Origin of the sequence: Loktanella sp. PT4BL (assembly GCF_003201935.1) — a bacterium.
Lineage (GTDB): Bacteria > Pseudomonadota > Alphaproteobacteria > Rhodobacterales > Rhodobacteraceae > Yoonia.
This window is the reverse complement of record NZ_QJJL01000001.1, coordinates 767,399-782,002: the sequence shown is the minus strand read 5'-3', so window position 1 is coordinate 782,002 and position 14,604 is coordinate 767,399. Positions and strand designations below refer to the sequence as shown.

The following is a 14,604-nucleotide window of genomic DNA, read 5'->3' as shown; positions in this document are numbered from 1 at the left end:
GCATTTGTGTGCCAGCCCGTTCCACAGGAGGGGCTATGCCACATCGGCTAGAAAGCGAAAGCCGCAAGCTGCTTGGACGGCTGCGCGAGGCGCTCGCAGCTGACAATGAAGGTCAGGCGCGGCTCGATGCGGTTGTGAACCTTATTGCAGATTCGATGATGACCGAGGTCTGCTCGATCTATCTGTTCCGTGATGCCGAAACGCTTGAACTTTGCGCGACCAAAGGTCTCCAGGCCGAGGCAGTGCACCAGACGCGGATGCGCCTGGGCGAAGGTCTTGTCGGACGCACCGCCAAAAGCCGCACAGTCATCAACACAGCCGATGCACCAGCCGCCAAGGGCTTTCGCTATATGCCCGAGACAGGGGAAGAGCGTTATTCGTCTTTCTGCGGCGTCCCGATCCAGCGTCTTGGCGATGTGCTGGGCGTTCTGGTCGTCCAATCCAAAGCGGCCCGCGAATATACCCCGGATGAGGTCTACGCGCTTGAAATCGTGGCGATGGTCATCGCAGAGATGACCGAGTTAGGCGCCTTTGTCGGTGAAGGGGCAGCACTTTCCGCCCGCCACCAACAGCCTGTCATGCTGCGCGGCTCGATTGCGCAGGAAGGGGCCAGCGAGGGTGTCGTCTACCTGCACGAACCCCGCGTTGTGGTCACGAATCCGATTTCGGAAGACCCCGAAACCGAGGCCGCGCGCCTGCGCGACGCAATTGAGGATCTGCGCAAGGGCGTTGACAATATGCTGATGGGGGCACGCTCGGTTGATACCGATCAGGTGCAGGTGCTTGAGGCCTACCGCATGTTTGCCAATTCAACCAGTTGGCTCAAGCGGATGGAAGAGGACGTCAAAAGTGGTCTCTCCGCGGAAGCCGCGGTGGAAAAAGAACAATCCCACGCCCGCTCCCGTCTGTCGCGTGCGGCAGACCCCTACTTGCGCGAACGGCTGCATGATCTTGATGATCTCTCGAACCGCTTGCTACGCATTCTGACCGGCCAAGGGGCTGAAGCCCGTGCAGACATGCCGGACAATCCGATTCTTGTGGCCCGCAATATCGGGCCCGGTGAACTACTGGAGTATGGCAAGAAAATCCGGGGCATTGTGCTTGAAGAAGGCTCGGTCGGCAGTCACGCAGCAATTGTGGCGCGGGCATGGGCGATCCCGCTCATCATCAACGCCAAAGGCGTCACCCGTGAGGCCTTGAATGGCGATCCGATCCTTGTGGATGGCGACCAGGGTATCGCGCATCTACGCCCTGACGAGACCGTACAAGCCGCATTCCGCGACAAAATCGCGATGCAAACGCGCGCGCAGGAACGCTATGCCTCAATCCGCGACCTGCCTGCGGAAACAAAATGTGGCACGCGTATCTCTTTGCAGATGAACGCAGGCCTTATTGCGGACCTGCCATCGCTGGCGGGCTCGGGCGCTGAAGGCGTCGGGCTCTTCCGGACTGAATTGCAGTTCCTGATCCGCACCCAGATGCCGCGCCGTGCCGAGCTTTCAGCGCTTTATGCGCGTGTGCTGAAAGCCGCAGACGGTAAGCGGGTGGCGTTTCGCACACTTGATATCGGGTCGGACAAAGTGCTGACCTACATGAAGCCCAACGATGAACCGAACCCCGCAATGGGTTGGCGCGCGATCCGTGTGGGACTTGATAAACCGGGCGTGTTGCGGATGCAGTTGCAGGCACTTCTGCGCGCAGCAAACGGTCAGCCCCTGACGGTAATGTTCCCTTTCATCACCCAGATGAATGAATTTCGCGCGGCACGCGCCGAAATGGACAAGGCGATGGCGCGCGAAACCAAATTGGGCCATGCCTTGCCCTCCAAACTCGACGTGGGCGCAATGCTGGAGACACCCTCGCTCGCCTATGCGCCGGATGCGTTTTTCGAAGAAGTCGATTTCATTTCCATCGGCGGTAACGATCTCAAACAGTTCTTCTTCGCTGCCGACCGCGAGAATGAGCGCGTGCGCAAACGCTACGATACGCTGGACACCAGCTTTCTGGCCTTCCTGAGCCATGTCATCAAACGCTGCGAGAAAAGCGGAACACCGCTGTCCTTCTGCGGCGAAGATGCGGGGCGCCCTGTCGAGGCGCTTTGCTTTGCCGCACTTGGTCTGCGCACCCTGTCAATGCGCCCTGCCTCGGTCGGTCCGGTCAAGCATCTCTTGCGCCGCGTTAATCTGGATGAGGTGAAGGCGGTGATGGATGAAGCGATCGCCAATGGCGACCAGTCCGTGCGGCGTGCAGTAGCCGACTGGCTCGTCTATCAGGTCTGAGGCAGCTTGCCTGCGGCCAGAACCGCATGGAAGTGATCCGTGACTGCCTGCTCGCCATAGATGCGGGCCAAGCGGCGCAGCCCGAAATGCACATGGGCCATCGAGACGTAGTAATCGACGAAAGCGTAGTTGGTCCCTGCCCCGGCCGCTGCTCCGAGGATCGGCACCGCCTGCGTCGCCAGCTTTTGCGAAAGGACAGCGGCGAACTTAGGGGCCACTTTGCTGATCAGCCCGTTCACAGCAGCACCCGAGATACTGAGCCGCGCACCGATAAAGGCCGTGTCGATCCCGTCATCGCCACTCCCCGGTCCGCCCGCACCAAATACGGCAAGGCATTCGACCTTGGTTTCTTCCGCATCCGGATCTTCCCCGTAGGTCACCGCCACATGATGGACTGCACGGAAGATCACAGTGGTCGCCACGGGCAATTCGGCAAGTGCAGTTGGCAGACCGCCAACACCACCAAAGGCACCTGAAATCGTTCCCAAAATCTTGTGGATACGGTCGGAGCCAATCGTCTGCCCGCGCCCCTTGCGCGACTGGCTTGCGATGTCAAAACTATGGCGCAATGCCGTGCGTGCCAGATCGTCCATCTGGCCACGGACACCTGCGGGCAACATTTTGAGCCCGTCTTCGACCTGCCCGCCGACATAGTTGATTGCGGTCATCAACATGCCATTTGCCTTGCGTTGACGCGCGGCCAAAGCAGCAATCTCGGCCTTTGCCGCATCGCTGAGCGGTGGGGGCGGGTTCGGTGGATTGATCTCTTTCATCACGGCGCTTTTGTCATCCATCCCTTTGAAATGGGAACAGGGGAAGCCAATTTCAATCGCGCAGAGATGTGACCACGCCCGTCACACCATCCCAAGCATCGTCAGAAAGAGCGATCCCCAGCACACGATCAGGGTTCGTCGGCGGTGGCATGGTAACACCGTCGAGCCGTTCAAACCCGAAACGTTGATAGTAAGGCGCGTCACCGACGAGCATAAGCCGCGACCATCCGAGGGTGCGCGCATCTGCCAAGCAGCGCTGCATGAGCATTGCAGCTACACCCTCGCCCTGTCGCGTCGGGTGAACGGCGATTGGGCCAAGCAGGACCGCCTGTTGCCCCCCCACCAGAACAGGCCAGTTGCGCACCGCACCTGCCAGAATACCGTCTGCGTCACGGGCGGTCAGACACAACGGGCGGATCGGTTCAACACCCTCGCGCAGACGATAAGAAGACAAGGCAGACCGCCCGGGTGCAAAGCAGAGATCATAGAGCGCTTCGATTTCCCACCAGTCATCCGCTGTTTCCTGGGCCAATGTAATTGCCGTTTGTTGCATTTGTCTTTCATCTGGCCACGCGATAGTCAGACGCTACCTGTTGGGCAACAAAACGAAAAGGCATTGCATGTTCTACGAACCTAAAAATGGCCACGACCTGCCACATAACCCGTTCAACGCCATTGTATCGCCCCGCCCGATTGGCTGGATTGCAACGCGTGGTGCAGACGGCAAGGATAACCTTGCGCCCTATTCCTTCTTCAACGCCGTGGCCTACGTGCCGCCTCAGGTCATGTTCGCCTCAACCAGCAGCAAACCCGACCGCGAGGGCACCAAGGATTCCGTCGCCAACATCCGCGATACCGGCGTCTTTGCCGTGAATGTTGTCGAATACGCCGCGCGTGACGTGATGAACCAGACGTCCGGTGCATGGGACCGCGACACGGATGAATTCACCCTTGCCGGTATCGAAAAAGGGGAATGTGAAACGATCAATTGCCCGCGCGTCCTCAACGCCCCCGCGACGCTCGAATGCAAACTGACCCAGATCGTGCAACTGCCCGGAGAAGCGAATTTCGCCGTCTTCGGCGAGGTCACAGGCGTGCATATCCGCGACAATTGCCTTGTGGATGGCATGTTTGATGTGACCACGTTCAACCCGCTCACACGGCTTGGCTATCGCGATTATTCCACCATCCGCGAGGTCTTTAGCCTGCAACGCCCCGGTGAATAACGACTAGTGCCCGCCGATGATGCCGGTCTTCACGCCGTAGTCCACGGCGAGGGCATAGTCGGGATCATCGTCGCTATCGACCATGAGGTGGCCCGCTTTTGACAAAAGCTTGTGACAGTCGCGGCTGAGGTGCCGCAACTGGATGATCTTGCCGGCATCCTCATACTTCTGGGCCAGTGCCTCGATAGCCTGCAACGCGGATTGATCGGCCACGCGGCTATTGGCAAAATCGACGATGACCACATCAGGGTCGGATTCGACGTCAAAAATTTCCATGAATCCGTCAGATGAACCGAAAAACAGCGGTCCCTGGATTTCATAGACCTGCGCGCCAGCCGAAGTACGGCTTTCGCGCTTGATGGCGTGAATGCGGGTTGCGTTGCTCCATGCATAGGCCAGCGCGGAAACGATCACACCCACTACGACTGCCGTTGCAAGGTCCGTTGCCACAGTCACCACCGTCACAAGGATCGTTACGAAAGCATCCGTGCGGGGTACCTTGCGCAGGATACGCAGCGAGTTCCACGCAAAGGTCCCGATGACGACCATAAACATCACGCCGACAAGTGCAGCCAGCGGGATACGCGCGATCAGACCACTGGCGAACAAGATAAATGCCAAAAGGAACAGAGACGCCGCGATTCCGGCAACCCGTGTCCGCCCGCCAGATTTCACGTTGATCATTGACTGTCCGATCATCGCGCAACCGCCCATGCCGCCAAAGAAACCGGTCACTGTATTGGCTGCGCCCTGGGCCAGACATTCCTGGCTTGCCCCGCCGCGCTTGCCGGTCATCTCACCGACAAGGTTCAGGGTCAGCAGGCTTTCGATAAGACCGATCGCAGCGAGAATCAGTGCATAGGGCAGGATGATTTCAAGCGTTTCCCATGTGAGCGGCACCATCGGCACATGGAACGCAGGCAAGCCGCCTTCAATGTCTGCAAGATCACCGACAAGCGGCACATCAATCCCGAAACCGATCACAATCGCAGCCACAATCCCGATCCCTGCCAGCGGTGCAGGAATCGCATTCGTAATCTTGGGCATGACCCAGATGATCACCATCGTCAGCGCCACGAACGCCAGCATCAGATAAAGCGGTGCACCTGACAACCATTGCCCGTTGGCCATGCCGTGGCCCGCGCTTTCGGCGGTGCCGGGCACCTGAAACTGGCCCAATTGCGCAAGGAAGATCACAATCGCCAGACCATTCACAAAGCCCAGCATCACCGGATGTGGCACAAGGCGGATGAATTTGCCCCATCGCATGATCCCGACAAAGAGCTGGATCAACCCCATCAAGACAACCGTCGCAAAGAGGTATTCGACACCATGCACGGCAACAAGGCTGACCATCACAACGGCCAAAGCACCCGTCGCGCCTGAAATCATCCCCGGACGCCCGCCAAAGACCGCAGTAATCAGGCCGACGATGAACGCAGCATAAAGCCCGACCAAAGGCTCAACGCCTGCAACAAAAGCAAAGGCGACCGCCTCTGGCACCAGCGCCAGAGCAACTGTTAGACCGGACAGAATTTCCACCCGCCATTGACCAGCCGTCAGCGGGGCATCCGGGTCGGTGAGTTTGAGACTGTCAGCGAAAGTCGCCAAAAGGGCGCGGGCCATGTGAAATCCTGTGCATGGGGAATTTACGGGTGGCCTAAAGCAGCGCCCCGTGGATGTCACCCCTCAACCCCGACCGATCATGCGGTGTTGCAGCATTGGCACGGCGCACAGGCTTCCATTTGGGGTTGATCCGCTTCAATGTAGCGATGAAGCGACAGCAGGGCAGGTCATGCAGACAAGAATCGGAATCATCGGTGGTTCGGGCATTTACAATATGGACGGGCTGGAAAATGCCGCTTGGGTCACAGCCCCAAGCGCATGGGGCACCCCTTCTGACGATGTGTTGACGGGGCAATTGAACGGCGTCGAGATGGTCTTCTTGCCGCGTCATGGACGCGGCCACGTGCATTCACCCACCACTGTGCCTTACCGCGCAAACATCGACGCGCTCAAACGGCTGGGTGTAACGGATATCATCAGCGTAAGCGCCTGCGGGTCTTTTCGTGAAGACATGGCGCCCGGTGATTTTGTGATTGTCGATCAATTCATTGACCGTACCTTTGCCCGCGAGAAGTCCTTTTTCGGCACCGGCTGTGTGGCCCACGTCAGCGTGGCGCACCCGACCTGCGTACGCCTGTCAGAGGCCTGCGCAACTGCCGGCCACGCTGCGGGTATCACGATCCACACCGGCGGAATCTATCTTGCGATGGAAGGGCCACAATTCTCTTCCATGGCTGAAAGCAAACTCTACCGCGCATGGGGCTGCGACGTGATCGGCATGACCAATATGCCCGAAGCCAAACTCGCCCGCGAAGCCGAGATTTGTTATGCCTCCGTCGCGATGGTCACCGATTATGACAGCTGGCACCCGGATCATGGCGCGGTCGATGTCAGCGACGTGATCAAGACGCTGCAAGGCAATGGCACCAAGGCCCAAGACCTGATCAGCCGCTTGCCCGCCCTGCTCGGCGCAGACCGCGCCCCCTGCCCCTACGGCTGTGACCGCGCGCTCGAATACGCGGTGATGACCGCCCCCGATGAACGTGATCCCGCGCTGGTTGCGAAACTCGACGCCATCGCTGGCCGCGTCCTTTAGGAAGAGATAATGAAAACCGTCCAAGACTATATCCGCACCATCCCAGACTTCCCGCATGAAGGGATCATGTTCCGCGATGTGACCACGCTGTTCAGCGACGCGCGCGGTTTCCGCATCGCGATTGACCAGTTGCTGCACCCCTATGCAGGCCAACCCATCAACAAGGTCGTGGGACTGGAAGCGCGCGGGTTCATCCTTGGCGGCGCAATCGCGCACCAACTGTCGGTTGGTTTCGTGCCGATCCGCAAGAAAGGCAAACTCCCCGGCAAGACAATTGAACAGGACTATACGCTTGAATACGGCCAGGCCACGATGGAAGTGCACGACGACGCCCTGCAAGCGGGTGAGAAAGTCCTGCTCGTCGACGACCTTCTTGCAACAGGCGGCACCGCAGAGGCAGGCATAAAACTGATCGAACGCATGGGGGCCGAAGTCATCGGTTGCGCCTTCATTATCGACCTACCCGATCTGGGCGGGCGCAAAAAACTGGAAAGCCTCGGCATGAACGTCCACGCGCTCTGCCAGTTCGAAGGCGCATAGCCCCCAATTTCCATGTCCCTTCAAACTTCCGCCGGAGGCATCTGCCTTTGCCGCAAAACGGCACCGGGGTTCATGATCCCCAGCGGGTCCAGCGCATCTTTGATCGCACGCAGCATGTCGAGCTTCACCGGATCGCCATAAGTCTCAAGGTCTTTGACCTTGAGACGCCCGATTCCGTGTTCCGCGCTGACAGACCCTGCCATGGCATGTACCAGATCATGCACAACGCGCTTCACTTGGGGTCGCTCGGCCTCATAGTCCGCACGGCTCCGCCCCGGCATTGGAAAGACGTTATAGTGCAGGTTACCATCGCCCAGATGCCCAAAGCAGTTGATCCGGAACGCGCCAACTTCTGCCAAAGCCTTCTCGCCCTGCGCGATGAACGCGGGGATCGCGCTCAGCGGGAGTGAGATATCATGCGAACTGACGGACCCGATCCGCCGGTTCGCTTCTGGAATGCTTTCGCGGATATGCCAAAAAGCATCTCGCTGCGCATGGCTTTGTGCGATCACCCCGTCGGTCACCAACCCTGCCTCGAACGCTTTTTCAAACACCCCCTCAAGCGCCGCTTCGGGGCTGATCCCTGCTGAAAGCCCGACATCGATCAACACACACCATTCCGGCACTTCAGCGAAGGGTTGTTTATACTCCGGCCCGACCTCAGTCAGGAAATCCATGCCCTGACGGTGCATGATCTCAAAGGCGGATACACCCTCGCCGATCAACGCACCCGCAAGCGCCAGAAGCTCCAAAGCTGCCGCAGGTGAGGGCACCGCCATCATCGCCGCTCCCACGCCAACTGGGCGCGGCACCAGCTTGAGTGCGGCACCGGTGATGACCCCCAATGTCCCCTCTGCGCCGATCATCAGGTCACGCAGATCATAGCCCGTATTGTCTTTGCGTAGCCGCGTCAGCCCGTGCCAGATGCTGCCATCCGCACGCACCACCTCAAGCCCCAGACAGAGAGCGCGCGCATTGCCATAGCGCAGCACATTCACGCCGCCCGCGTTGGTGCCCAGCAACCCGCCAACCCGCGCCGACCCTTCCGAGGCCAGTGACAGCGGGAACAAACGCCCCACGTCTTCTGCCGCTTTCTGGACATCGGCCAGAATGACACCTGCATCACAAACGAGAACGTTTTCGGATGCGTAGACCTCGCGGATGCGGTTCATCCGCTCCAGAGACAGCACCACCGGCCGCGCACCTTCCTGCAACAACTGCCCACCTACCAAACCGGTGCCACCGCTATAGGGGACGATCCCGATACGGGCTGCGGCGCAGGCTTTTACGATGCTTGCGACCTCTTCGGTGCTGGCGGGCGCCACGACAAACCCCTGCCCTGCCCAGCGGCCACGCGGCTCGGAGAGGTAGGGTGTGGTGTCATTCTTGAACGTGGCCGCAGGCAGCAAGGCGCGCAGGCTAGCTTCTAATTCCGGCGTCACGGGGTTAAGCATATGATATTCCCTCAGAACAGCCCATTACATGGACCGGATTTGGCGACTGTCCAACACGATTAATCCGCCGTCCAGCCCCCGTCGATCAGCATGTGGGTGCCGGTCATCATCGCCGCGGCATCAGAGGCCAGATAGACCACAGGACCCATAATGTCACTGACCTCGCCTGCACGGCCCAGTTTGATCTTGCTCAACAGCCAAGTCACTTTGTCAGGGTCAGAAAACGTCACTTCGGTCAGCGGCGTGCGGATAAACGTGGGGCAAATCGTATTCACGCGGATACCCTGCTTGCCCCACTCGATCGCCATCGCCTTGGTAAAGCCCTCAACCGCAAACTTCGTGGCGCAATAAACAGCGCGGTCGTTTCCGCCCACATGGGCCATCTGGCTGGAAATGTTGATGAGACTACCGGGCTTGCTAGCAGCGATCAGGCCCTTAGCCACGGCACGTGTCAGGAAATAGGCCCCTTTGAAATTGATGTCCGAGACAACATCGAAATCGGCCTCCTTCGTCTCGACAGCAGGCGCGTGGATCGCAAAGCCTGCCGCGTTCACCAGCACATCAAAGGGGCCTTCTGCCAGCACCGCCGCCTCGGTCGCGGCAACATCAGCAACATCCATCACCATCGCCCGCGCCAGCATCCCAGCATCCGTCATCTCCGCCACCACTTGGCTGACGCGGGCCGCGTTCCGCGCGGCCACCGTCACCTCGGCCCCTGCATCAGCCAGCGCCACCGCACAGCCGAGCCCGATGCCGGACGAGCCGCCGACAACCAAGGCCCGTTTGCCGTCAAGCCGGAACGACGGTGTTTGCGGAAGTGTCATGGCCGTTTTGTCCTTATCAGGCGCGCGCCCTACCCAACATCGGTCTTGCCGCGCCGGTCACTGCGCAGGTTGGCGTAAAGCACATGATTGCGCCAGCGTCCGTTTATCTGCAGATAGCTTTGCGCCACACCTTCGTATTTATAGCCACACAGCTCGAGCAAACGGCGCGAAGCTGTATTCTCAGGCAGGCACCCCGCCTCGATCCGGCTGAGATCCATCACCGTGAACGCATGATGCACAACCGCCTGAATGGCCTCACGCATATAACCTTGGCGGGCAAACGGCTCACCAATCCAATAGCCTGTGATGCCCGATTGCGCCGGACCTCGGCGGATGTGATCAAGCGTGATTGCGCCGAGTAACCCGTTGTCTTCGCGCCGCACCAGAAAAAGCGGCATCGCCGTGCCGTTCGCAATCGAGCGCTGCGCCCAATAGACACGATTGGTGAAGGCTTTGCGCGACAAGTGGTCAGGTGCCCAGGTCGGCTCCCAGGGTTTCAGAAAGGCTTCGCTGTCGCGCCGCAGGGCCGCCCATGCACGAAAATCACTATGTATCGGCGGGCGCAATGTCAGCCGCTCGGTTTCGATCCGGACCTTCTTCTTGGCCCCGAGCATTAGGCCGCCAGTCGCGCTTTCAGCGCTTCAAGTGACGGGGCCGCCGCGGCGGGGCCATAAAATGCAAGCGCCGTACCGGCCTGTCCCGCCATCTGCCCTGCAAATTCCTTCACATCACCGGTTGTGACGTCATCAATATGCGCAACCGTTTCGCTGATACTGGGAATGCGCCCCCAGATCGACAAGAGCCGTGCCAGCCGTTCGGCACGGTTCGAGGGGCTTTCCAGCCCCATCAAAAGCCCTGCTTTCATCTGCGCGCGCGCACGGGCGACTTCCGCAGCACTCATATCATCGGCGGCGCGCTTCATCTCGTCCATGGTGACATTCGCAAGCTCTGCGATTTGTTCGGCGCTCGTGCCTGCATAGATCGTGGTCAGGCCCGTGTCCTCATAGGCCCCCGCCTGCGCAAAGATCGTGTAGCACAGCCCGCGTTTTTCACGCACTTCCTGGAAAAGGCGCGACGACATGCCTCCGCCCATGACGCTGGCATAGATTTGCGCGGTATAGATCGCGGGGTCCAGATAGGTTGGCCCTTCCAGCGCCAGCGCAAAATGCACCTGTTCGAGGTCCTTGATCTCGCGCCGCTCACCGCCGCCAAATTTGGCAGGCTGCATCAGTTCGGGCGCACGCGGCACGGCGGCCAAATGGCCGAAGAGCGCCTCTGCCTGTGCAACAATCGCATCATGGTCTATCGCACCGGCAGCAGACAGGATCATCTGGTTGGGGCCATAGTGTTCGGCAACAAACCCTTTCAGATCTTCGCGGTTAAAGCTGCTGACGCGTTCGGTTGGACCAAGGATCGTGCGGCCAAGCGCCTGATCAGGATAGGCCACTTCTTGCAACCAGTCGAAAATGATATCGTCGGGCGTATCAAGTGCCTGCCCGATCTCTTGCAGGATCACGCCGCGCTCCACTTCGATCTCGGCCGGATCAAAGACGGGATTCAACAAGATATCCGAAATCACATCCAGCCCGAGGGCAACATCGTCCTCAAGGACACGCGCATAATAAGCGGTCATTTCACGGCTGGTGTAGGCGTTCATATAACCGCCCACATCCTCGATGGCTTCGGCAATTTGCAGCGCGCTGCGGGTCTTGGTGCCCTTGAACGCCATATGTTCAAGAAAATGGGCAATTCCGTTCTGCTCAACCCGTTCGTGCCGCCCGCCTGCTTGGACCCAGATGCCAATGCTGGCTGATTTCAGTCCAGGCATATGTTCGGTCACGATTTGAAAGCCGTTGGACAGCGTGTGCAGTTGAATGGTCAATTCTGGATCCGTTCCTTGATGACCGCCTGAATGGCAGCCAGATCATTGCCGACGCGTGTAACGCGCTCGGGTCGGTCATACAGGTCCGCCATGCGCGGTGGAAGAGGGGCCGCAACACCAGAGGCCGCTTTCACCGCATCGGGGAATTTCGCGGGGTGTGCCGTGGCGAGCGTGACCATCGGTGTAGCGCCTAGATATGCTTCGGCCACATGCACACCGACGGCGGTATGCGGGCACAAGAGTTCGCCATGGTTTGCCAGATAGGTCTTGATCGCAGCCTGTGTTTCTTCCTCAGAGGCGCGGCCTGATTTGAAGGTATCCTTCAACATCTGATAGGCGCCTTGGCTGATCTCGAAACCACCCTTTTTCAGATCTTCCATCTGGCTGGCAACAGCGGCACCATCACGCCCGTAGGCATCAAACAAAGCGCGCTCGAAGTTCGAGCTGACTTGAATATCCATCGAGGGGCTGATGGTAGGTTCCACGCCTTCTTTGGTGTAGGCACCGGTTTGCAGCGTGCGGTGCAGAATATCGTTGCGGTTGGTTGCAACCACCAGATCAGCAATCGGCAGACCCATTTTCTTGGCAATGTAGCCTGCGAAAATATCACCGAAGTTTCCTGTCGGTACTGTAAAGCTGACTTCGCGGTGCGGTGCACCAAGCGATACAGCGGCTGTGAAGTAATAAACCACCTGCGCCAGAACTCGGCCCCAATTGATCGAGTTCACGCCGGCCAGCTTCACCTCTTCTCGGAAAGCGAAATCGTTGAACATATCTTTGACGGCGGCTTGGCAATCATCAAAATCACCATCCACGGCCAGCGCATGCACGTTGCTTTCGTTTGGCGTGGTCATCTGGCGGCGCTGCACCTCGGACACGCGACCGTGGGGGTACATGATAAAGACATCGACGGCCTTCAGACCGCGGAACGCCTCGATCGCGGCAGAGCCCGTATCACCCGAGGTCGCGCCCACGATTGTCACGCGATCCCCCGACCGTGTCAGCGCAGCCTGAAACATCTGGCCGATCAGCTGCATCGCGAAGTCTTTGAACGCAAGCGTGGGACCGTGAAACAGTTCCAGCAGGAAATGGTTGCTATCGAGCTGCACCAAAGGCGCGCGCGCTGCATGGCCGAAACCGGCATAGGCCTGGGCAATCAGCTTGCGGAATTCGGCATCGGTAAACGTGTCACCGATGAAGGGGCGCATCACGTCAAAGGCCACATCTTCATAGGATTTGCCTGCCATGGTCGCGATCTGCGCATGGCTCAGCGTTGGCACTTCTTCCGGTACATATAGCCCGCCGTCGCGCGCCAAACCGGTCAACATCGCTTCTTCAAAGCTTAACGAGGGTGCTGTCCCGCGGGTCGAGATGTAGCGCATAACTGTCAGGCGTCCTTTTGGCGTGTCGTCCGGAATATCAGGAACAGGGTCATAATCGCCCAGACTGCGGCCAGCAAGAACCATGTGACAGCATATTCAAAATGGTCATTCTTGATGGTTGCCGTGTTCACAGGCAGTGGCGTCAGCCGCGGATCGGCGGGTGACGTCTGGCTGACCACAACCATCAGTGGCTGGGTATCGAGCGCCTCGGCCATGGTTTCGACGTTACGGGCAAACCAGATATTGCTGGCGAGATCCGGTTCAGGCGTGCTGTCGTTCTGGTCATCGGGCCACAAGAGTGTCCCAACCATCCGCATTTGCACAAGCAGAGGGGCTGCGTCCTTGTCCTCGAGCGGTAAAAGACCCTGATCCAAGAGGATCGGTCCGATATCGGTTTCGAACCGTGAAATCACACGGTATCCGGTCCCCGCCTCGGTGCCCGACACCAACACGTGAAGCTCTTCTCCGGTCGGGCGACCGGTGACGGAAACACGCGAATACTCATCACTTTGTTCATTCACAAACCGCGTCAAAGGGACGGGCGCTGCGGCCAAGCGCTGATCAATCTCGGCGAGAATTTCTTCTTTCCATGCCAAACGCTCAACCTGCCAAAGGCCGAGACTGACCAAGACTCCACACCCGGCAATGCCAAGGATCAGGGGGAACAGAATTTTACGCAGCATCTTGCGCCCTTGATTGTAAAAACGCGCGAGATTGAACCCGCGCGTTTGTGAATTTTGCACCGTGGATCAAGATCTACCTTACATAAGGCGCACTTAAATGCCCCAGATGTAGACGGCGAAGAACAGGAACAGCCAGACCACATCAACGAAGTGCCAGTACCAGGCTGCTGCCTCAAAACCGACATGCCGTTCCGGTGTAAAGTGCCCTGCCCGTGCGCGCAGATAGCAAACGAAAAGGAATATCGTACCGATGATCACGTGAAAGCCGTGGAAACCTGTGGCCATAAAGAAGTTGGAGAAGAACTTGTCGCCGCCGAATGTCCAGTCCTGCTCGACCAGCAGATACCAGTATTCGTAGGCCTGAAGGCCGGTGAACAGGATGCCCAGAACAACCGCCAGCAACAGACCGTTCTGCAGGTCTTTGCGGTTGTTTTCATGGACCAGTGCGTGGTGCGCCCACGTTACTGCCATGCCGGAACACAGCAGAACGAGTGTGTTGATCAGCGGAAGGTGAAACGCATCGACCTGATAGAACTCGGGGGCAACGTATGTTGTGCCCGCATATTCGTTCATGGGATAAAGCGTGTGCTTGAAGAACGACCAGAACCATGCGGCGAAGAACATCACTTCCGACATGATGAACATGATGAAACCGTAGCGCAGGCCGATCCGGACAACCGGTGTGTGATCACCTGCGTTGCTTTCAGCAACAACTTCTGACCACCATGCGAACATGACGTAGAGAACAGCCGCAAGGCCGATCAGGAACATGTATGGCCCTGATCCGTGCATCCAGATGACGGCACCAAACAGCATGATGAAAGCGCCCAATCCGGACATAAGCGGCCAGATTGATGGTGGCAAAATATGGTAGTCGTGGTTCTTTGCATGCGCCATGT

14 protein-coding genes are annotated in these 14,604 nt (G+C 58.7%); 4 read left to right on the top strand and 10 right to left on the bottom strand.

All coding sequences use genetic code 11. The annotated features are described in order from the left end of the window. Positions 1-35 precede the first annotated feature (35 nt). Complete coding sequence (gene ptsP / locus C7964_RS03795) at positions 36-2,279, top strand: phosphoenolpyruvate--protein phosphotransferase (protein ID WP_110278301.1); 2,244 nt, start codon at positions 36-38, stop codon at positions 2,277-2,279. Here ptsP and C7964_RS03790 read toward each other — a convergent pair. Further along, positions 2,270-3,052, bottom strand: a complete 783-nt coding sequence (locus tag C7964_RS03790; protein WP_502693550.1) for an EcsC family protein — start codon at positions 3,050-3,052, stop codon at positions 2,270-2,272. The genes ptsP and C7964_RS03790 overlap by 10 nt on opposite strands. Before the next feature lie 52 nt (positions 3,053-3,104). Continuing rightward, a complete protein-coding gene (locus C7964_RS03785; protein WP_110278299.1) occupies positions 3,105-3,605 on the bottom strand; it encodes a GNAT family N-acetyltransferase in 501 nt (166 codons plus the stop codon). Between the two features lie 67 nt (positions 3,606-3,672). Between C7964_RS03785 and C7964_RS03780 the strand changes: the two genes are divergently transcribed. Continuing rightward, a complete protein-coding gene (locus C7964_RS03780) occupies positions 3,673-4,278 on the top strand; it encodes a flavin reductase family protein (protein WP_110278298.1) in 606 nt (201 codons plus the stop codon). Between the two features lie 3 nt (positions 4,279-4,281). Here the strand turns inward: C7964_RS03780 and C7964_RS03775 are convergent, their stop codons facing one another. Further along, a complete protein-coding gene (locus tag C7964_RS03775; protein ID WP_110278297.1) occupies positions 4,282-5,904 on the bottom strand; it encodes a SulP family inorganic anion transporter in 1,623 nt (540 codons plus the stop codon). Positions 5,905-6,073: 169 nt separating this feature from the next. Here C7964_RS03775 and C7964_RS03770 point away from each other — a divergent pair, with 169 nt between their 5' ends. Then, complete coding sequence (locus C7964_RS03770; protein WP_110278296.1) at positions 6,074-6,940, top strand: S-methyl-5'-thioadenosine phosphorylase; 867 nt, start codon at positions 6,074-6,076, stop codon at positions 6,938-6,940. A 9-nt stretch (positions 6,941-6,949) separates the two neighbouring features. Next, positions 6,950-7,480, top strand: a complete 531-nt coding sequence (locus C7964_RS03765) for an adenine phosphoribosyltransferase (protein ID WP_110278295.1) — start codon at positions 6,950-6,952, stop codon at positions 7,478-7,480. 20 nt (positions 7,481-7,500) lie between these two features. Here the strand turns inward: C7964_RS03765 and C7964_RS03760 are convergent, their stop codons facing one another. The 7 genes from C7964_RS03760 to C7964_RS03730 all read right to left on the bottom strand — a co-directional run bounded on the left by C7964_RS03760 (position 7,501) and on the right by C7964_RS03730 (position 14,602). Continuing rightward, on the bottom strand, positions 7,501-8,934 hold the full coding sequence (locus C7964_RS03760) for an FAD-binding oxidoreductase (protein WP_110278294.1): 1,434 nt from the start codon (positions 8,932-8,934) through the stop codon (positions 7,501-7,503). Positions 8,935-8,993: 59 nt separating this feature from the next. Next, entirely contained in the window at positions 8,994-9,758 is a 765-nt protein-coding gene (locus C7964_RS03755; protein WP_110278293.1) for an SDR family NAD(P)-dependent oxidoreductase, read from the bottom strand. Between the two features lie 29 nt (positions 9,759-9,787). Further along, positions 9,788-10,372: a GNAT family N-acetyltransferase gene (locus C7964_RS03750; RefSeq protein ID WP_055296088.1), complete on the bottom strand. Its 585-nt coding sequence runs from the start codon at positions 10,370-10,372 to the stop codon at positions 9,788-9,790. Then, a complete protein-coding gene (locus C7964_RS03745; RefSeq protein ID WP_110278292.1) occupies positions 10,372-11,640 on the bottom strand; it encodes a M16 family metallopeptidase in 1,269 nt (422 codons plus the stop codon). The genes C7964_RS03750 and C7964_RS03745 overlap by 1 nt, the downstream gene beginning before the upstream one ends. Then, entirely contained in the window at positions 11,637-13,022 is a 1,386-nt protein-coding gene (gene thrC / locus C7964_RS03740; RefSeq protein WP_110278291.1) for a threonine synthase, read from the bottom strand. Before thrC ends, C7964_RS03745 begins: the two co-directional genes overlap by 4 nt. A 5-nt stretch (positions 13,023-13,027) precedes the next feature. Further along, positions 13,028-13,705 (bottom strand): SURF1 family protein, encoded by a 678-nt coding sequence (locus C7964_RS03735; protein WP_110278290.1) that lies wholly within the window; start codon positions 13,703-13,705, stop codon positions 13,028-13,030. A gap of 93 nt (positions 13,706-13,798) precedes the next feature. Then, positions 13,799-14,602: a cytochrome c oxidase subunit 3 gene (locus C7964_RS03730; protein WP_055296092.1), complete on the bottom strand. Its 804-nt coding sequence runs from the start codon at positions 14,600-14,602 to the stop codon at positions 13,799-13,801. Between the last annotated feature and the right edge of the window lie 2 nt (positions 14,603-14,604).